Origin of the sequence: Cupriavidus pampae (genome assembly GCF_914271485.1) — a bacterium.
Classification (GTDB): Bacteria; Pseudomonadota; Gammaproteobacteria; order Burkholderiales; family Burkholderiaceae; genus Cupriavidus; species Cupriavidus pampae.
In genome coordinates this window covers 191467-209615 of record NZ_CAJZAG010000004.1, presented here as the reverse complement: position 1 = coordinate 209615, position 18149 = coordinate 191467, and the positions used below count along the sequence as shown (strand labels likewise).

The 18149-nt window shown below is 65.5% G+C and carries 18 protein-coding genes; 5 read left to right on the top strand and 13 right to left on the bottom strand.

What is annotated here, in order from left to right; all coding sequences use genetic code 11:
• The 5 genes from LDO41_RS11775 to LDO41_RS11755 form a co-directional block, all read right to left on the bottom strand.
• A complete protein-coding gene (locus LDO41_RS11775) occupies positions 1–783 on the bottom strand; it encodes a phosphate/phosphite/phosphonate ABC transporter substrate-binding protein (RefSeq protein WP_223988118.1) in 783 nt (260 codons plus the stop codon).
• A gap of 8 nt (positions 784–791) precedes the next feature.
• Positions 792–1802 carry an ornithine cyclodeaminase family protein gene (locus LDO41_RS11770; RefSeq protein WP_223988115.1) on the bottom strand — a complete coding sequence of 337 codons (1011 nt, stop codon included), beginning with the start codon at positions 1800–1802 and terminating at the stop codon, positions 792–794.
• Positions 1803–1815: 13 nt separating this feature from the next.
• Entirely contained in the window at positions 1816–2814 is a 999-nt protein-coding gene (locus LDO41_RS11765; protein WP_223988112.1) for a Bug family tripartite tricarboxylate transporter substrate binding protein, read from the bottom strand.
• A 206-nt stretch (positions 2815–3020) separates the two neighbouring features.
• Positions 3021–4340, bottom strand: a complete 1320-nt coding sequence (locus LDO41_RS11760) for a GGDEF domain-containing protein (RefSeq protein WP_223988109.1) — start codon at positions 4338–4340, stop codon at positions 3021–3023.
• 463 nt (positions 4341–4803) lie between these two features.
• Positions 4804–5589, bottom strand: coding sequence for an IclR family transcriptional regulator (locus LDO41_RS11755; protein ID WP_223988106.1), 786 nt, complete (start codon positions 5587–5589; stop codon positions 4804–4806).
• Positions 5590–5950: 361 nt separating this feature from the next.
• Here LDO41_RS11755 and LDO41_RS11750 point away from each other — a divergent pair, with 361 nt between their 5' ends.
• The gene (locus LDO41_RS11750; protein WP_223988103.1) at positions 5951–7192 is read left to right on the top strand and encodes an MFS transporter; all 1242 of its coding nucleotides are present in this window, start codon (positions 5951–5953) and stop codon (positions 7190–7192) included.
• Here the strand turns inward: LDO41_RS11750 and LDO41_RS11745 are convergent.
• The 5 genes from LDO41_RS11745 to LDO41_RS11725 all read right to left on the bottom strand — a co-directional run bounded on the left by LDO41_RS11745 (position 7153) and on the right by LDO41_RS11725 (position 11696).
• A complete protein-coding gene (locus LDO41_RS11745) occupies positions 7153–7923 on the bottom strand; it encodes a class I SAM-dependent methyltransferase (RefSeq protein ID WP_223988100.1) in 771 nt (256 codons plus the stop codon). The two genes, LDO41_RS11750 and LDO41_RS11745, sit on opposite strands and share 40 nt — an antisense overlap.
• A gap of 100 nt (positions 7924–8023) precedes the next feature.
• Complete coding sequence (locus LDO41_RS11740) at positions 8024–8893, bottom strand: ABC transporter permease (RefSeq protein ID WP_223988097.1); 870 nt, start codon at positions 8891–8893, stop codon at positions 8024–8026.
• A 2-nt stretch (positions 8894–8895) separates the two neighbouring features.
• On the bottom strand, positions 8896–9762 hold the full coding sequence (locus LDO41_RS11735; protein ID WP_223988094.1) for an ABC transporter ATP-binding protein: 867 nt from the start codon (positions 9760–9762) through the stop codon (positions 8896–8898).
• Positions 9763–9764: 2 nt separating this feature from the next.
• A complete protein-coding gene (locus LDO41_RS11730) occupies positions 9765–10784 on the bottom strand; it encodes an ABC transporter substrate-binding protein (RefSeq protein WP_223988078.1) in 1020 nt (339 codons plus the stop codon).
• Positions 10785–10811: 27 nt separating this feature from the next.
• Positions 10812–11696 carry a TauD/TfdA dioxygenase family protein gene (locus tag LDO41_RS11725; RefSeq protein WP_223988075.1) on the bottom strand — a complete coding sequence of 295 codons (885 nt, stop codon included), beginning with the start codon at positions 11694–11696 and terminating at the stop codon, positions 10812–10814.
• 247 nt (positions 11697–11943) lie between these two features.
• Between LDO41_RS11725 and LDO41_RS11720 the strand changes: the two genes are divergently transcribed.
• Both LDO41_RS11720 and LDO41_RS11715 read left to right on the top strand, forming a co-directional pair.
• Positions 11944–12894 carry an aliphatic sulfonate ABC transporter substrate-binding protein gene (locus LDO41_RS11720; RefSeq protein ID WP_223988072.1) on the top strand — a complete coding sequence of 317 codons (951 nt, stop codon included), beginning with the start codon at positions 11944–11946 and terminating at the stop codon, positions 12892–12894.
• A 114-nt stretch (positions 12895–13008) separates the two neighbouring features.
• Positions 13009–13662, top strand: a complete 654-nt coding sequence (locus LDO41_RS11715) for a peroxiredoxin (protein ID WP_223988069.1) — start codon at positions 13009–13011, stop codon at positions 13660–13662.
• A gap of 124 nt (positions 13663–13786) precedes the next feature.
• Here LDO41_RS11715 and LDO41_RS11710 read toward each other — a convergent pair whose 3' ends face one another.
• Positions 13787–14749 (bottom strand): chemotaxis protein, encoded by a 963-nt coding sequence (locus LDO41_RS11710; protein WP_223988066.1) that lies wholly within the window; start codon positions 14747–14749, stop codon positions 13787–13789.
• Positions 14750–15247: 498 nt separating this feature from the next.
• On the opposite strand from LDO41_RS11710, the gene LDO41_RS11705 reads away from it, so the two are divergent.
• A complete protein-coding gene (locus LDO41_RS11705; protein WP_223988701.1) occupies positions 15248–16615 on the top strand; it encodes an NCS2 family permease in 1368 nt (455 codons plus the stop codon).
• A 31-nt stretch (positions 16616–16646) separates the two neighbouring features.
• On the opposite strand, the gene LDO41_RS34205 is transcribed toward LDO41_RS11705, so the two are convergent.
• Positions 16647–16772, bottom strand: coding sequence for a hypothetical protein (locus LDO41_RS34205; protein WP_290370880.1), 126 nt, complete (start codon positions 16770–16772; stop codon positions 16647–16649).
• Between the two features lie 224 nt (positions 16773–16996).
• On the opposite strand from LDO41_RS34205, the gene LDO41_RS11700 reads away from it, so the two are divergent.
• Positions 16997–17323 carry an H-NS histone family protein gene (locus LDO41_RS11700; RefSeq protein ID WP_223988063.1) on the top strand — a complete coding sequence of 109 codons (327 nt, stop codon included), beginning with the start codon at positions 16997–16999 and terminating at the stop codon, positions 17321–17323.
• A gap of 196 nt (positions 17324–17519) precedes the next feature.
• Here LDO41_RS11700 and LDO41_RS11695 read toward each other — a convergent pair whose 3' ends face one another.
• The gene (locus LDO41_RS11695; protein WP_223988060.1) at positions 17520–18125 is read right to left on the bottom strand and encodes a hypothetical protein; all 606 of its coding nucleotides are present in this window, start codon (positions 18123–18125) and stop codon (positions 17520–17522) included.
• Positions 18126–18149 lie beyond the last annotated feature (24 nt).

Below are 18149 nucleotides of genomic sequence, written 5' to 3'. Positions count from 1 at the left end.
CTACCGCAGCGCTGGATACCCGGCTACTGGTTCCAGCAGCACGTCGTACGCCGACACATCCGGCACGACGAAGCGATCGACGCGGACGTCATCGAGCAACGCGCGATAGCGTGCGTCCTCGGCGAGCGCCACCAACTTGTCTGTCAGTCGCTGGCGGTCCGCGACGGGCAGGCTGTCGGCCGCGACCAGCAGCGGATTCGGCGTCCACGGCGTGACGCCGATGGTCCGCAGGCCTTCCAACGCCTCCGGCGCGTGACGGCGCAGCAGGTCGAGGTAGAAGCCATCAAGCGCGGTTACGTCGATCTGTCGCCGGCGCAATGCGTCAAGGGTGCGGGCCGGTGTATCGAGCGGCCCGATCGATGCGCTAAATAACGACTGTCCTTCGCTCGCGTAGGACGCCAACGCGCGCCGTGCCGCGTGATATCCCGACTGCGAATGCTCGGCCATCCAGCCAAAGCGATGCCCGAACGTGTCTTTCAGCGTGTGCCATCCGCTGTCCGCGCGCACGAGAAATTCCGAGCGGTAGCGCGCATGACCGTCGAGCACAGGCGCAACGAGCGGAACCACCGGCGCCGCACCGCGCACGAACGGCAGTCCGCACATAAAGCCACACACGAGGTCGCGCCGCTGCCAAAGGTCGGTCAGTGGCGCGGGCCACGCATGCGGGATGACTTCCACCGGCCAGCGCAGGTCCGCGAATATCCGCACGAACAGCGCCCGCCACGCGGACTCGACCGCCGGCGTGGCGTTGTACATGCGGAACGATGCAATGCCGCTGGCCATGTGCACGCCTACGCGAAGCGCAGCGACTGGCCGATGCCGAGCCCGCGCGCCTTGGTCAGCATGGCGTGGCCGAGCGCGATATCGGTGGTCGACAGGCCGCGGTGCCAGAACAGGATGTTCTCGTCATCGCGCTCGCGCCCCGGTTTGAGCCCTGCAATGATCTGACCCAGTTCCGCATGCAGGTTCTCCTCGCTGAGACGCCCGCTGTCCACGTGCTGCCGCAATGCGCCAAACGGCAGCCCCTTGCGGCACTGCCCCCAGTCATCGACGACCATCTTGCTCATGATGTCGGTCAGCGACAGTTCCACCGCGCTCATGGTGCCGTACGGAATGACGAGCGCGCCGGGCTTGATCCATTCGGTCAGCAGCATCGGCTGCGGCGCGGGCAGGCGCGACGCCTCCACCACGATATCCGCGCCACGCACGCACGATTCCCAGTCGTCGGTTACGATCACGGGCTTGCCGAGGTCGCGCGTCAGGCGCGCGGCAAAGGCTTCGCGGCTCTCGGGCCGGCGCGAATGCACGCGGATCTCGTCGAAGTCGAAGATCGAGTCGAGCAACCGCACGTTCCAGTACGACGTGCCACGCGCGCCGATATGCGCAAGCACCTTGCTGTTCTTGCGCGCCAGATGACGCGCGCCGAGCGCGGTCACCGCCCCGGTGCGCATGTCGGTGATGGCGGTGGCGTCGATCATCGCGAGCGGCACGCCGTTGTCGGGATCGAACAGGTTCAGGATGGCCATCTCCGACGGCAGCCCCTGCTTGTAGTTGTTCACATAGTCCGACACCACCTTTACACCGGCCACGTGCAGCGGGCGGATATAGCCGCGCAGCACGTTGAAGTGACCCTTGTCCGACGACTCGGGCACCAGGTGCACGCGTGGCTCGATCACGGTCTCGCGGCGGCCTTGCGCGGCCAGCGCGGACTCCACGGCGGCGAGGATCTCGGCATCGGTCAGTGCCAGCGCGGCCACGTCGGGACCGTTGAGGTAGGTCAGGTGAATCTCTTTATGTTCCACTTGGGGGGTCTCCTTACTGCAGGGGCGGAATATTGGCGCGGTGCACGATTGCGCGCCATTTGAGTGTTTCGGTCGAGATCGTGGTGCCGAATGCCTGCGGCGTGCTGCCGACCGCTTCGAGGCCGAGCGCGTCGAGCTTCTCGCGCACATCGGGCTGGCGCAGCACCGCGGCCACGTCGGTCTGCCACTTGCGCACGATCGCGTCCGGCGTGCCTTTCGGCGCCACCAGGCCGTACCACGACGTGACATCGAAGCCGGGGTAGCCAGCCTCGGCCACAGTCGGCACGTTGGGCAGTTGCGGCAGGCGGCGCGGTCCGGCGATCGCGATCGGCACCAGCTTGCCGGTACGGATATGCTGCAGCACGGTCGAAATGCCGCCGAACATCATCTGCACCTGCCCGCCGAGCACGTCGTTGAGCGCGGTGGCCATGCCGTTGTAGGGCACGTGCACGGTCTTGACGCCGGCTTCCAGATTGAGCAATTCACCCGCCAGATGGGCGCCGCTGCCATTGCCCGGCGAAGCAAAATTCAGCTCGCCCGGATGGGCCTTGGCATAGGTGACGAGGTCTTTGAGCGTGCGCGCGTGCACGGCTGGATTGACCACGAGGACGTTGGGCGAGGCCGCGAGCAGCGTCACGGGGACGAAGTCGCGGACGTCGAAGCCGAGCTTCGGGAACAGGATCGGGTTGACGGTGAGGTTGCCGGCCGGGGCCAGGCCCAGCGTGTAGCCGTCGGGCGCGGCGCGCGCGACCTGCTCCATGCCGATATTGCCGGCGGCGCCGGGCTTGTTATCGACGACGATCGACTTACCCCATTGTTCGGACAATTTCTGGCCGATCAGGCGCGGCAACGCGTCGGCCACGCCACCGGCCGCAAACGGCACCACGATGCGGATGGGTTTCGATGGATACGCGGCGGTGGACTCCCCTTGCGCCTGCGCGCCGGACATCGTGGCCATGACGGCCCCCGGCAGCATGAGCCATGCCGCCACCCTGGATACAAATCGATTCACGCTGAAGCTCCCCGAGTAGGCAAAAAACGGCAGCCGTCGCAACCACGCGGCCATCGTTGTGGCCTCGCATGTTAAGCAGCTTGTCTAACACTGTATAGACAGCTTTTCGCAAATCGAAAAGCGTTTTTCGCATAAGGGTGTTTTGCGGCGGATTGGCACCGGATTGGCGCGCGATGCACGCCGGCATGATTTGCTGTGGTGCAGCGTTACACCGTGATGGGGATGATGGTGGGATCACCCAGATTGAGCTGCGGCTCGACTTCAGGTGATGCCTCGGTGTCGGCATCGGCCACGCGCGAGGCGATCACGAATTGGTCGCGGCCGCGTTTCTTGGCGATATAGAGCGCGCGGTCCGCCTCGGCGAACAGGCCGCGCCAGATCACCTCGCGCGTGCCCGCGCACGCGCGCAGCTGGGCCACGCCGATGCTCACGCTGGCATGGCGCTCATGGCCCGGCAGCGGAATCGCGCGCACCTTGCGCAGGATGCGGTTGGCCAGTGCGGTGGCCTGCTGCTCGTCGGTGTGGGGGCAGAGGATGCAGAACTCCTCGCCGCCGTAACGTGCGGCGATATCGGAGGCGCGCCGCGAGTGATCGAGCGCGGCGGCGATCTCGCGCAGGATGCCGTCGCCGGCGTCGTGGCCGAACGTGTCGTTGACCTGCTTGAAATGATCGACGTCGATGACGAGGCAGGACAGCGCCTCGCCGTCGCGCTGCCAGCGCGCGATCAGGCCCGCCGCGGAATGGTCGAGCGCGCCGCGGTTGAGCAGCCCGGTCAGCGCGTCAACCCGCGCGCCGGTTTCGTTGCGCGCGATGATCTGCTCGGTGGCCATCATGCAGAAGCCGAACAGGCCGAGCAGCACCGCCATCATCGCGGCGACCATGGGTAGCAGCGGCCAGGCCATGCCGGACGATTGCATGAAGAACGGCGTCATCGCCGCACCGTCGCGAGAGATCGGCGAGGCGAACGATGTGAGTGCGATGACCTGACCGGCCAGCAGCGCGAGGTGGGAGACCATGACGACGGGCCCACCGATACCGGTACGGCCGCGTGTGCTGCGCAGCATGATGACGATGGTGCTGAACGAGACCATGGCCAGTACACCGTAGGCCAGCGCGTGGACCAGCAGCCGTGCGTCGGCCAGCCCGGTGGCGATCACGAGCAGCGTGACCACGACGAGGCCGAACATGCGCAGGGGCACCGTATGCTGTGACAGGCCGTAGAACGTGCGGACGCCGCGGTAGATCGTAAGGCGGCCGAGGATGTAGCAGCCGGCCGCGAGTGCACTCAGTTGCAGTGCACCACGTGGCAGTGGGCCGCTATGCGTGTCGCCGAGATGGAGCAGATCGTAGCCGGCCGTGCAGGCCACCACCAGCAGCCCAGCTGCCGAGGCGACCACATGCCCGCGTGCCCACAGCCGTCCCGCCTCGCTCGCGCGCAGCGCGAACACCAACCCTGCCGACATCAGCAGCGTGCTGGAGAACACGACCATCATGACGACGACGATCGTCTGCTGGGCCAGTTGCACGGGTTTCCTCGACGCGCGAAAACGCGAATCATAACGGCCATGTCTTAGGGCAGGCACCCCCGACAAGTGGGCATTCGCGTCTGTGCAACGGAGGGGGCCCTCTCCCCCGGCCCCTCTCCCCGCGGGAGAGGGGAGAAAACAATTGGTAATTAAGCTTTCACCCTCTCCCCCAGCCCCTCTCCCAAGGGAGAGGGGAGCAAACCGTTGGTGGGCGATGCGCCCACGCTACCCCACGAGGGAGAGGGAGCAAACCGTCGGCAGGCGATGCGCCCGCGCTACCCCGAGAGGGAGAGGGAGCAAACCGTTGGTGGGCGATGCGCCCACGCTACCCCGAGAGGGAGAGGGGAGCAAACCGTTGGTGGGCGATGCGCCCACGCTACCCCGCGAGGGAGAGGGAGCAAACCGTCGAGGCGATGCGCCCGCGCTACCCCGCGAGGCCATTGGTGGGCGATGCGCGCGGGCGTTAGTCTTCGCGCGTGGCGGTGGTGGCGGCGCTTTCGGTCAGGGCTTCGGAGGTGGCGGGGACGAACGTCGGGAAGGTGCCGCCCAGTGCCAGCGTGAGTTGCCGCGCGGCGTCGAGGACCTGGTCGCGGAAGGCGGGCGAGAAGCGAGGGGTTGGGCAGGTCAGGGTGAGCGCGCCGCGCAGGTCGCCGGCGGGGCCGAAGACTGGGGACGAGACCCCCGCGATATCGGGACTGCGGTCGCCGATCAGGGCGATCACGCCCTCATCGCGGATGCGTTGATAGATTTCGCCGCGCGCGCCCGCGAACGCGCGCAGCACGCGTCCGCCCGCGCCGCGGTTGCGCGGCAGCACATCGCCGGCGCGGATATGGTCGCGTACCGGTTGCGGGGAATCCACGCGATACAGGCACAACCGGTGCTCGCCCTGCTCGATATGGAACGCCGCCGACTCGCGCGTGGCCTGCACCAGCTGGCGCAGCGCTGGCATGACCACGGCCTCGAGCGAGAACGATGCCGCGTACACGGCGTTCAACCGCGCGACCTCGGCCCCCAGCCCATAGCGCCCGTCCGGCAACCGCTGCACGAGGCGCGCGTGCTCTAGCGAGGCCAGCAGCCGCAGCAGCGTGCTCTTGTACAGGCCGCTGCGCACCGCAAGCTCGGCCAGACCGAGCGCGCTATCGCCCTCGCGGAACACCGACAGGACGAACAGCGCCCGATCCACCGCCACGGCCCCGCCTTCGGCGGCGTGCTTGTCGGCTTCGGAGAGTTGAGCGGCTTTACGTGGCATTGGCTTGCATCGTTGGCGTCGTTGGTGGCTTGCGCATCGGTTGGCTGTGCGACTGCATCGCCGGCAGCATCGTGAGAGGGGCTGGCGACAACAATGGCGTGGGGCTGTCCAGACACACTATGTCAGTACCGGCTTCGCCGGAGGAGCGCACCAGAAGCGGCTTGCGCTGCATGTTGGAACGTTTGCCCACCGTATAGAACGGTGTGTGGCTTGTCAATCGCTGACCGCATGCGGCGTGCGCGACACCGGCGGCAGCGTTCGAATAATCCCGGTATGATGACGTTTTTGCGGGTTTTCCCTTAGCTGCGCCGCCGCATAAGAGGCGCGCCCCGCACGCCAGTCCCCGCCCGTCCCTGACCCGATGACCGCCCCCTCTCCTTCACTGGACGCGTCCGCGCACGAACATCCCGACGATCGCCGCGTCATGCGCCGCATCCTCAGCGTCGTGTTCTTCAACTTCGTGGCCTATCTGGCTGTGGGTCTGCCGCTCGCGGTCATTCCCGGTTTCGTGCACGATCACCTCGGCTACAGCGCGGTGGTGGCCGGCCTGTCGGTGAGCATCCAGTATCTGGCCACACTGCTGTCGCGCCCATGGGCCGGCAACCTGTGTGATGTTCAGGGCCCGAAGCGGTCGGTGCTGACCGGTCTCACCCTGTGCGTAGGCAGCGGCGCGCTGACGCTGATGGCCGCAGCGTGCGGCGACACCGCGTGGCTTGGCCTGACCGTGCTGTTCGCCGCGCGGCTCGTGCTCGGCGCGGGCGAGAGCCTGGTCACCACGGGCACCATCGCCTGGGGCATCGGCAGCGCCGGCGCGCGACACACTGGCAAGGTCATCTCGTGGAACGGCATGACGACCTACGGCGCCCTGGCCGTCGGCGCGCCGCTCGGCGTGGTGCTCTCCGACGTCGGCGGACTGATGTCGATCGGCGCGGTGACCATGCTGATTACCGCCATCGCGCTACTGCTCGCGCGCCGCAAGTCACCTTCCGCGATTATCAAGGGCGAACGCCTGCCGTTCCGCCGCGTATTCCGCGCGATGACGCCATTCGGCATCTGCCTGGCGCTCGGCTCGGTCGGCTTCGGTTCGATCACCGCGTTCATCACGCTGTATTACGGCAGCCGTGGCTGGGACCACGCGGCCTTCGCGCTGACCTCGCTCGGCACGTGCTTTATCCTCTCTCGTCTGTTGCTCGCGGACGCCATCAATCGATTCGGCGGGTATCCCGTGGCGATCGCCTCGTTCGCAGTGGAAGCCGCGGGGCTGGCGATGCTGTGGCTCGCACAGTCGCCGTGGCAGGCGCTTGCTGGCGCGGCGGTGACGGGCTTCGGCTTTGCGCTCGTGTTTCCGTCGCTCGGCATGGAAGCGGTCAAGCGCGTCCCGCAGACCAACCGCGGCTCCGCGCTCGGCGCCTATTCGTTATTCCTGGATTTCGCGCTGGGGCTGACCGGCCCGCTGGCGGGCCTGATCGTCAAGCATGCCGGCTACGCGCCGGTGTACCTGTTCGCGTCGCTGGCCGCGATCATCGCGCTCGTGATGAGCCGCGTGATCGCCGTGCGCTACGGTCAGGACAACCGTTCGCAGCAGTACGCTTCCGTGCGATAGGGGAACGAGACCGTGTCCTGACCCTTGAGGGCCGGGTCATGCGCGATCACCTCGTGCAATTGCTGGCGCACCGCGTCCTGCTGGGCCGGCTGCAGCGAGGCAATAAAGCTCACCGACATCACGCGATCCACGATCACCTGCTCGGGCGCGCCGGTATGCGTGTATGGCAGGCTGGTCAACGCGAGCGGACCAAATCCTTCCGCGGGAAACACCTTGCGCCAGTCGCCGCGATGGAAGCGCGGCGCATCGCCTTCGAACGGTTTCATGATTTCCGTCAGACGGGCCACCCAGCCCACTGACTCGTCACGCACGTTCCAGATCAGACCAAGCCGGCCACCCGGACGTAGCACACGGCGAATCTCGCGCATGGCGGCCGTGTTGGCGAACCAGTGAAAGGCCTGCGCGCAGACCACCGCATCGACGCTGGCATCGGCCAGCGGCATCGACTCGGCGGTGCCCTCCACCACCTGCACGGCGGGCAGCTTGCTGGCGAGCTGCGCGCGCATCTGCGCTACCGGCTCCACCGCGATGAGGGTCGCACCGGTCGGCTGCAGCAGCTGCGTGAACTTGCCGGTGCCGGCACCAAGGTCGACCACGGTCCGTCCGGCGGACAGACCCACGGTCTCGCGCAGCCACGTGTCAATCTCGGCGGGATAATCGGGACGCCCGCGGGCGTAGGTGTCGGCCTGGCTGGAGAAGCCCTGCGCGGCGGCATGGTGAATGGCGGTCATGGGAATTGCGTGGTGGCGTCGTGGCGTTGTAAGTCGTTATTCGATAAACCTGCAGCAAACCGCCTCGTACATTACTCCCGTCGCACGGCGCCAACAAGTCTCAACCGTTCTGCATGCCCCATCGTCGCACGGTCAGTCGCTCCAGCGACGAGAATACGATGCCTTCCACCGCCAGCCCGATCAGGATGACCGTGGCCAGCCCCGCGAACACGCGGTCGGTGTAGAGCTCGTTGCGGTTCTGGAAGATGTACCAGCCAAGCCCGCCCTTGCCCGACGAGGCGCCGAACACGAGCTCGGCGGCGATCAGCGTGCGCCACGCAAAGGCCCAGCCGATCTTGAGGCCGGACAGAATCGCGGGCAACGCGGCCGGCACGAGAATCAGGACCACATACCGCAGACCGCGCAGGCCATAGTTGCGGCCGGCCATGCGCAGCGTCTCCGGCACGCCACGGAAGCCCGCATAGGTATTGAGCGCGAGCGGCCACAGCACGGAATGGATCAGCACGAAGATCAGGCTGCCCTTGCCGAGGCCGAACCACAGCAGCGCCAGCGGCAGCAGCGCAATGGCCGGCAGCGGATTGAACATCGCGGTGAGCGTGTCCAGCAGATCGCGGCCGATACGCGTCGACACCGCAAGCGTGGTCAGCACGAACGCGAGCACGATGCCCGCGAGATACCCTTGCAGCAATACCGACAGCGATACCGCGGCCTTACCCGGCAGTTCACCGTCGGCGATGCCGTCGAAGAACGCGCGCGCGGTGGCGCCGAACGTCGGCAATAACAGGTCGTTGTCCTGCACGCGCGCGACCACCTCCCAGATCACGGCCAGCGCGATCAGGATCAGCAGCTTGCGCAGCCAGCCTTGCCGCAGCACGCGGCTTTGCCACGGCAGCGGCCGCTCCACGGGCGCGGCCGTGAATGGTGCGAGTTCGCGCTCGTATTCGGGACGGATGGTCAGGGTTTCGGACATGGTCAATACGTATGTTGTGCGCGTAGTGCGCGCGCCGTTCCGGCATTTGCGATATTCGCAGCGTTTGCGACCGGTTCGGGCTCGTCGAACAACATCCGATGGATGCGTTGTGCCGCGTGCTGAAACTCGGCGCTGCCCTGACTGGCCAGCGTGAATTGATGACTGTTCAGTTCCGCGCGCACGCGGCCCGGATGCGGGGACAGCAGCAGGATGCGGCTACCCACCACCAGTGCTTCCTCGATGGAATGCGTGACGAACAGCAACGTGAACGCGGCGTCCTCCCACAGGGCCAGCAACTCCTCCTGCATGCGACGGCGCGTGAGCGCGTCGAGCGCGGCGAACGGCTCGTCCATCAGCAGCACCTTGGGACGCATCGCCAGCGCGCGCGCAATGGCCACGCGCTGCTTCATGCCACCCGACAGCGTATGCGGATAGGCATCGGCAAACCCCGCGAGGCCCACCTTGTCGAGAAAATGCATCGCGGTGTCGTTGGCTTCCGCGCGCGACAGACCCCGCGCGCGCTGCAGCGGAAACATGACGTTCTGACGCACGGTCTTCCACGGCGGCAGTTGATCGAACTCCTGAAACACGACGATGCGATCGGGCCCGGGTGCGTGCACACGCTGACCGTCGAGCCGAATCTCGCCCTCGGCTGGCGGCACAAAACCCGCCACGGCCTTGAGCAACGTCGACTTGCCGCAGCCCGAGGGTCCCAGCAGCACGAAGCGATCCGCCGCATGCACGTCGAAGCTCACCTGGTGCGTGGCGCGCACCACGCGGTCGGGCGTGCGGTATTCGAGCGATACGTTATCGACCTGCAACAGCGGCAGGCCGCCGGATACCACTCTCAGATGCTCGTGCGTTGCCATGCTCAACTCCCCTGCGCGGTGGCCGGGTCCTGGAAGAAATAGTCCTGCCACGACTTCGGTGCGTTCTTGATGGCGCCCACACGGTGCATGAACTCGGCCAACGCGAATGTGTTCTGCGGCGCCACCTTGAACTGGACCTGCGGGTTCTTGAGGATCTTGACCAGCAGCGCGCGGTCGATCTTCGCCTTGTTCACGCGAATATAGAGATCGGCGGCAGCTTCCGGCTGCTTGGTCGCGAAGTCCGCGGCCTCCGCCAGCGCATCGACGAACGCGCGATAGGTCTTCGGATTCTCGTTGCGGAATTTCTCGGTGGCGTACAGCACCGTGGCCGAGCTCGGGCCGCCGAGCACGTCATACGAATTGAGCACGATGCGCGCGTTCGGATTGCCGGCCAGTTCCTGATCCTGGAACGGCGGGTTGCCGAAGTGGCCCGTGATCTCGGTGCCGCCCGCGATGATCGCGGCGGCGGCATCCGGATGCGGCACCGCGACGGTCCACTTGTCCAGGCGGTTGAACTCCTTGTCACCCCACTGCTTGGCTGCCGCGAATTGCAGCACGCGCGACTGCACCGACACCGACACCGCCGGCAAGGCGATGCGGTCCTTCTCCGTGAAGTCGGCGATCGTCTTTACCTTCGGATTGTTGCTGACGAGGTAATACGGGAAGTTGCCCAGCGACGCCACGCCCTTCACGTTCTGCTTGCCATGCGTGCGGTCCCACAGCGTGAGCAACGGCCCCACACCGGCGCCAGCGATATCGATCGAACCCGACAACAGCGCATCGTTGACCGCGGAGCCACCCGACAGCTGCGTCCATTCGACCTTGACGTCAACGCCCTGCTGCTTGCCGTGCTTCTCGATCAGTTGCTGGTCACGCGCGATATTCAGCAGCAGATAGACCACGCCGAATTGCTCGGCGACACGCAGACGGCCTTCGGCGTGAGCGGTACCGGTCAGTGCGAGACCCGCGACGAGCATCGAGACAGCCGCGCGACGCGACCAGCGGGAGGTGAACAGGGACATTGCAGATGGCTCCGATATAGGTGGAATTCAGTGAGGCAGATCGCCCTCGATGGTGGTGCGGTACATCACGCGGCGCTCGGTCTCGGGCGTGCCCGCGGCCAGATGCATCAGCGAGCGGTTATCCCAGAACACGAGGTCGTGCTCGCGCCACTGATGGCGATAGACGAACTCGGGCTTGACGCTGTGCGCGAACAGCTCGTCGAGCAGCGCGCGGCTCTCGTCCTCGGGCAGGCCGACGATGCGCGTGGTGAAATGCTCGCTGACGAACAGCGCCTTGCGGCCATTCTCGGGATGCGTGCGCACCACGGGCTGCAGCGCGGGTTTGACCTGCGCGATCTGTTCGGGCGTCAGGTCGGGGCGCCACGGGCTGCGGCGCTGCAGCTCCTTGTACTTGGCAAGGTAGGTATGTTCGGCGCGCAGGCCTTCCACCTTGCGTTGCAGTTCGGCCGGCAGCGCATCCCATGCGGCATGCATATTGGCAAACAGCGTGTCGCCGCCTTCGCGCGGCAGTTCACGCGCATGCAGCAGCGAGCCGAGGCTCGGCTTTTCCTTGTACGACAGGTCCGAATGCCAGAAGTGGCCCGCGTCGCCGAGGCCGATCGGCTTGCCGTTCTCGCGCACGTTGGACACGATCAGGATTTCCGGATGCCCGGCCAGCTGGAACTGGTGCAGCACGTGAATCTCCAGCGCGCCGAAGCGGCGGCTGAAGTCGATCTGCTGCGCGGGCGTGATGCGCTGATCGCGAAACACCACGACATGATGGTCGAGGTGCGCGCGATGGATGCGCCGGAAGTCTTCTTCCGCGAGCGGTTGCGACAGGTCGAGCCCGATCACTTCGGCACCCACTGCGGCATCGAGCGGGCATATTTCGAATTTCTGTGGGTGGAAATCCTGGAGGACGGCGGTAGTCATGGCGTGTTTTGTTTTGCTTGGGGGAAAGCAGTGCAAGGGAACCACTGTAGACACCGCAGTGCGCGCGGACAACGAATCAAAATGCGGGGCGATATGCGTCGAGCGCATATGCATCGGCACGGTGCCCCGCAGATCGATATAGCCAAACGCAATATGCATATATGCATATGCACATGCGGTTTCCTTCGTTCCGCGCGTGGAGGCCACGCAATAGCCTGTGCGCTTTCCCATTGCTGCCCCTGCCACCATGACCATCAACGCCCATCGGCGCGCGCTGCTCGCGGCCGGTCTTGCCCTGCCCTCGCTGTCGTTCGCCGCGGGCGAAGCAGAAACACTGCGCATCGGTTATCAGAAATCGTCGACGCTGATGATCTGGCTGAAGTCGCGCGAGACGCTCGAAAAAGCACTCGCGCCGCTCAACGTGCGCGTGCAATGGCACGAGTTCACCTCGGGCCTGCCACTGCTGGAATCGCTGAATGTGGGCAACCTCGACCTGACCGCCGACGTGGCTGATGCGGTGCCGCCGTTCGCGCTGGCCGCGGGCGCGAATCTGACGTACTACGCGATCGAGACGCCGTCGCCGACCGCGCAGGCCGTGGTGGTGAAGCAGGACTCCGAGATTCGCTCGATCGCGCAATTGAAGGGCCAGCGCGTGGCATTCGCCAAAGGCGCGGGCGCGCACTATCTGCTGCTCGAGGCATTGGGTGAGGCCAAGCTGTCGCTGCGCGACATCGAGCCCGCCTACCTGACGCCCGCCGATGCACGCGCCGCGTTCGAGCGCGGCGCCGTGGCCGCCTGGGTGATCTGGGATCCGTTCCTTGCGGCGGTGCAGCGACAGGCCAACGCGCGCGTGCTGCGCGACGGCACCGGCCTGGCCAGCTATCGCCGCTTCTACCTCGCGGCCACGCCGTACGCCAAGCGTCGCCCCGACGTGCTGGCCAAGGTCTATGAAGAGTTGCGCAGTGCGGGCACGTGGATCAAGCAGAATCCCGGTCCCGCCGCCGCCTGGAATGCGCCGCTGCTGGGTCTGGACGCGCCCACGGTGGAAGCCGCCAACGCACGTCGGACCTATCAGGTACAGACCGTGGACGCCGCATCGCTCACCGAGCAGCAACGTATCGCGGACGCCTTCGCGGCGCAGTCGATCCTGCCGCGCAAGGTGACCGTGGCGCAATCGCCGGTCTGGAAGCCGGCCTGATCCGGGCGCGCGCCCGCCCCTCACATCGAATGGCGGTTTTTTCCGTTGCAGTTTCTATACTGGATGCGCTCCGCAACCCGCGGACGCCATCCAGAACTGACAAGGAGACCGACCATGGCAATTCGATTAGGGGAGACGGCGCCGGATTTTTCGGCGGATACCACGGAAGGCAAGATCCAGTTCCACGAGTGGATTGGCGATGGCTGGGCCATCCTGTTCTCGCACCCCAAGGATTTCACACCGGTCTGCACCACCGAGCTTGGCTACATGGCGCGGCTCAAGCCCGAGTTCGACAAGCGCAACACGAAGATCATCGGCCTCTCGATCGACCCCGTGGACGACCACAATCGCTGGGTCAAGGACATCGAGGAGACCCAGGGGTGCAAGGTCAACTATCCGATGATCGGCGATGCCGACCTGCATATCGCCAAGCTCTACGACATGATCCATCCGGAGGCTGGTGCGGGTCCGCGCACCGCGGTGGACAATGCGACCATCCGCTCGGTGTTCATGATCGGCCCCGACAAGAAGGTCAAGGCGATGCTGGTCTATCCGATGAGTGCGGGGCGTAACTTCGATGAAGTACTTCGCCTGCTCGACTCGCTGCAACTCAACGCGAAGCACACGGTAGCCACACCCGTCAACTGGAAGCCCGGCGATGACGTGATCATCCCGACTTCGGTCTCTGACGACGATGCAAAGAAAAAATATCCGCAGGGCTTCAAGACACTCAAGCCCTACCTCCGCACCGTCGCGCAACCGCGCTGATTCTATCCACAGAGTTAGTGGATATCCTGCCTATTGACTTCCCTGCAAGCCGCGCCAGCTCTGGAAAGAGCTGGCGTGCCTAATTTGTGGGCAATCGCGTACGTATACGTTTGCCACAGCGCCCTCAGGGGTGGCGCGCGAGCACACCGCGAATGGTGTCGGCCAGGTCCTTGGCAAGAAATTTTGATACGTACGCATCGGCGCCGACCTTGCGCACATGCTCTTCGCTGGCCTCGCCCGACAGCGACGAGTGAATGACCACGGGCAGCGACTTGAGCCGCGCGTCGGCCTTGATCTTGCGCGTGAGCGTGAAGCCGTCCATCTCGGGCATCTCGAGGTCGGTGAGCACCAGCGCGATCTCGTCACGCACGGTCTTGCCGCGTCCCGCCGCGCCCTCGGCAATGCTGCCGAGCAGGTCCCACGCTTCCTGACCGGTCTTGGTCATCACGACGTCCACGCCCATCGCCTTGAGGCCGTTCTCGATCAGTCCACGCGCAAGCGCGGAGTCATCGGCGGCCAGCACCTTGGTGCCGGGACGCAGCGTCAGTTGCGGGCCCACCGTCGCCGGGTCCACGTCGGGCTGACGCGAAGGCAGCACGTCGCGGAGAATCTGCTCCACGTCGAGCACCTGCACCAGGCGCGGATTGTCACCGCCCACATCGAGCTTGGCGATGCTGGTGACCAGACCACCCTTCACGCTGGTTTCCGCCGACACCACCTGGCTCCATTCGAGCCGCACGATTTCCTCCACGGCTTCCACGGCAAACCCCTGGGTGGAGCGTGCGTACTCGGTCACGAGCATGATGTTGAGACCGGTGACCGGCTTGCACGACAACAGCCGCGGCAGGTCGATGACCGGAATAACCTGGCCGCGGATGTCGGCCATGCCGAGGATCGCGGGTTCGGCGCCGACCACTGTGGTCACGTTGGGCATGACCAGAATCTCGCGCACTTTGAAGACGTTGATGCCGAACAGTTCGGACTGTCCGCTGCTCTCCGCGTCGCCAAGTCGAAACAGCAACAACTCGAACTGGTTGTTGTTGGTTAGGTTGGTGCGCTCGTCGATTTCCCTCATCGCGCTGGTCATGCTCTGCTCCGCTCGCCTGGCTGGTGGTTGATATGTACAAGGACTGCCATGCGACTAACGGCGCCCGCGCCCAAAAATTTAGCGGCCGGGGGGTACCTAAGGGGGGCGGGGGGGGTGTTCAAGATACGTGACCGCCACCCCGAAGCCACAACCAGGCCGGATCGAGGGAAATCCCTGAGCCCGCGCGACCCGGGAGCCAGCGTGGATATTCCCGCTGCGAGATACCGCGCATGTGGGCGCGATGATGCCGGCCACGCCTCGCTTCACTAGCCTTGAGCCTCGCCGGATCTCGCCCACAGAGGATGCGACCGGCAAGCCGGCGCCAGCGCCGGTCACCGCCGAGGACAGAGACGCCCACCCCCTTGCCCGATGCGCCGGGCGCGTCGTCCTTGCACCGAGAACCGAGAGAGACAGCACCGACGCCGGCGTACGCGACCGAGCACGGACCGCTGCAAGGAGGTAGACATCATGATCGACCAGCCCTACGAACGCCCCGTCATGTCCCCGGTGGCGGACCTCGAAGTCACGCGCCTGCCACCGGCCGATCGCATCGACCGGTACTTTCAGATCTCCGCGCGCGGCAGTACCACGCGGCGCGAGGTCGTGGCCGGCACCACCACGTTCATGGCCATGGTGTACGCGGTCTTCGTGGTGCCGGGCATGCTCGGCAAGGCCGGTTTCGACACCAGCGCGGTGTTCGTCGCGGTGTGCCTGACCACCGCGTTCGGCTCGCTGCTGATGGGGCTGTGGGCCCGCCTGCCGATCGCCATTGGCTGCGCGATCTCGCTGACCGCGTTCATGGCATTCGGCCTCGTGCTCGGTCAGCATCTGTCGCCGTCCGTCGCGCTGGGCGCGGTGTTCCTGATGGGCGTGGTCTTTACCGCGATCTCCGTAACCGGGGTGCGCGCCTGGATCCTGCGCAACCTGCCGGCGGGCGTGGCGCACGGCGCGGGCATCGGTATCGGGCTGTTCCTGCTGCTGATTGCCTCGAACGAGGTCGGGCTCGTGGTGAAGAACCCCGGCGCGGGGCTGCCCGTCGCGCTCGGTCACATCACCGCGTTTCCGGTGCTGATGTCGGTGCTGGGGCTGGCCGCGATCTTCGGGCTCGAACGCCGGCGCGTGCCCGGAGGCATCCTGCTGGTGATCGTCGCGATCTCGGCGCTCGGCCTGGCCTTCGATCCCGCCGTCAGGTTCACGGGGGTATTCGCGCTGCCGTCGCTGTCATCGCCGGGCCAGGCCTCGCTGATCGGCGCAATGGACGTGCGTGGCGCCCTGTCGGCGGCGGTCCTGCCGAGCGTGCTCGCGCTGGTGATGACCGCGGTGTTCGATGCCACCGGCACGATTCGCGCGGTGGCGGGTCAGGCTGGCCAGCTCGATGCGGATGGCCGCATCCACAATGGCGGCCGCGCGCTGACCGCGGACTCGGTGAGTTCGATCTTCTCCGCGCTGTTCGGTGGCGCGCCGGCAGCGGCCTATATCGAGTCGACGGTCGGCGTAGCCGCCGGCGCGCGCACCGGACTGGCCGCCGTCATGGTCGGCGTCCTGTTCCTCGCCGTGATGTTCTTCTCGCCGCTGGCCGCGCTCGTGCCTTCCTATGCGACCGCACCCGCGCTGATGTATGTGGGCCTGCTGATGTTGTCGAGCGTCAGTCGCCTGCACATGGACGACCTGGTCGATGCGATGTCTGGACTGGTCTGCGCCGTATTTATCGTGCTCACATGCAATATCGTCACCGGCATCATGCTCGGCTTCTGCACGCTGGTGATCGGTCGCATCGTCTCGGGGGAATGGAAAAAGCTCAATATCGGCACGGTCGCCATTGCGATTGCGTTGGCCACGTTCTATGCCGGCGGATGGGCGATTTGACGATGGCTTGATGGCATCTTGAAGGATCGGGTTAAAAGGCCGGCATTGCGCCGGCCTTTTTTCTTTTCGGCGGCAGATTCCACGACAGCCGCGCGGTGAGTGGGAAGCGAGTAGCGGAAAGCGGCAACGTGACAAAAATATCAGCGATGACAATCATGCCGGTTACAGCGATACGGGAATTGACGCGATTCGGAAATACGCATCGGCAGCCTTAAACATTGAGAAGAACTACGGAAATTACGATGCTCCTCCATTCGGTCAACCATAGCGCCACGAAATGCGTTTAAATCGTGCATTCTCAGTATTATTTTGTAAGATTAATTCTGCTGGCATGCGATGATTTCTTGTAACATGCAGTCCAACACTGAACGGGGATCCAATATGCCGACCTACAAGCAACTGCTGGCCGAAAAAGAAGCACTGGAAGCCAAGCTCAGCGAAGTCCGCGCCAATGAAGTGTCGAGCGTGATCGACCAGATTCGTCAATTGATGGCGGATTACGATCTGACGGTTGACGATATTGCGCCCAAGCGTCGTCGTGGACGCCCGGCCGGCAGCGGTGCCGGTGTGGGTGCCGCACGCAAGACGTCGTCGCTGCCGCCGAAGTATCAGGATCCGAAGACTGGCAAGACGTGGTCGGGTCGCGGTCGCGCGCCGGCATGGCTCGGCAAGCGTCCGGAACGTTTTCTGATTGAACAGGCAGCCTGATTCGTTAGCCTGATTGGCTGCAGTAACTGCCGTATCAAACGAGCGTGCGTATTGTTGTCATGATGCCGATGCCATTGATGTCGCTATCATTGGTGCCGGCGTCATTGATGGCATCGGACAGGTTACGCACGCTCGCGTCTTATTTTTTGCTCCGCTCGCCTTCCCCGCCGTACTTCTCCCCGCGCTTTTCCCGCTCTCACTCCGCTCGCTCGCAGATATAGTCGCGACGCAGCGCACGAAATCCCTGTTGAGTCGTTTCCTGATATAGCGCGGCACCGCCCTCGGGCTTGGCTTCGACGCGCAACACGCGCGCGGAACATTGACCAGCGGCTTCGTCGCGGGCGTAACGAATCTCATACTGCCCGCCCGCCTGCGGCACGAACGACACGCCCGCCGCGCAGCGCATCTCCGGCAGTGGTGGTGCCGCCGTCGATGACACCGCGATATAGACCCGCCGCCCGGCCTCCAGCTTGCGCTCGCGCGACCGAGAAGGCGGCTCTGGGGAAGCGCCGGCCATGCCCAGGCTTGGCTCCCGGCCCATCGCGGCCAGATTCTTGCCAGTGCCCGCGAGCACCCGGGGCCGTGCGGGCGTCGGACATCCCCCCGGGTCGGCAACGGTGAACACGGTGTTGTCGTCGGTCGTGGTGAGCAACCGCACGGTAGCGCTGGGCGCACCGGACGGGACGCGATATTGCGGCAGACAACCGCTCAGCCCAAGGCCGAGACTCAGGGCGAGCAGGGTCGCGAGGTGGCGTTTGGTGTGGCTCGGCCAGATCGGCTGAACCGGGGGACGTGAGGACATACGGGAGCGCGTTGGTAGCATGGC

Coding starts and splice junctions, on each gene's coding strand:
- LDO41_RS11755 (WP_223988106.1), bottom strand. CDS start 5,589: ATGCCACGTAAAGCCGCTCAACTCTCCGAAGCCGACAAGCACGCCGCC.
- LDO41_RS11740 (WP_223988097.1), bottom strand. CDS start 8,893: ATGTCCGAAACCCTGACCATCCGTCCCGAATACGAGCGCGAACTCGCA.
- LDO41_RS11705 (WP_223988701.1), top strand. CDS start 15,248: ATGTCCCCGGTGGCGGACCTCGAAGTCACGCGCCTGCCACCGGCCGAT.
- LDO41_RS34205 (WP_290370880.1), bottom strand. CDS start 16,772: ATGATTGTCATCGCTGATATTTTTGTCACGTTGCCGCTTTCCGCTACT.
- LDO41_RS11695 (WP_223988060.1), bottom strand. CDS start 18,125: ATGTCCTCACGTCCCCCGGTTCAGCCGATCTGGCCGAGCCACACCAAA.
- LDO41_RS11715 (WP_223988069.1), top strand. CDS start 13,009: ATGGCAATTCGATTAGGGGAGACGGCGCCGGATTTTTCGGCGGATACC.
- LDO41_RS11730 (WP_223988078.1), bottom strand. CDS start 10,784: ATGTCCCTGTTCACCTCCCGCTGGTCGCGTCGCGCGGCTGTCTCGATG.
- LDO41_RS11775 (WP_223988118.1), bottom strand. CDS start 783: ATGGCCAGCGGCATTGCATCGTTCCGCATGTACAACGCCACGCCGGCG.
- LDO41_RS11710 (WP_223988066.1), bottom strand. CDS start 14,749: ATGACCAGCGCGATGAGGGAAATCGACGAGCGCACCAACCTAACCAAC.
- LDO41_RS11750 (WP_223988103.1), top strand. CDS start 5,951: ATGACCGCCCCCTCTCCTTCACTGGACGCGTCCGCGCACGAACATCCC.
- LDO41_RS11720 (WP_223988072.1), top strand. CDS start 11,944: ATGACCATCAACGCCCATCGGCGCGCGCTGCTCGCGGCCGGTCTTGCC.
- LDO41_RS11745 (WP_223988100.1), bottom strand. CDS start 7,923: ATGACCGCCATTCACCATGCCGCCGCGCAGGGCTTCTCCAGCCAGGCC.
- LDO41_RS11700 (WP_223988063.1), top strand. CDS start 16,997: ATGCCGACCTACAAGCAACTGCTGGCCGAAAAAGAAGCACTGGAAGCC.
- LDO41_RS11725 (WP_223988075.1), bottom strand. CDS start 11,696: ATGACTACCGCCGTCCTCCAGGATTTCCACCCACAGAAATTCGAAATA.
- LDO41_RS11735 (WP_223988094.1), bottom strand. CDS start 9,762: ATGGCAACGCACGAGCATCTGAGAGTGGTATCCGGCGGCCTGCCGCTG.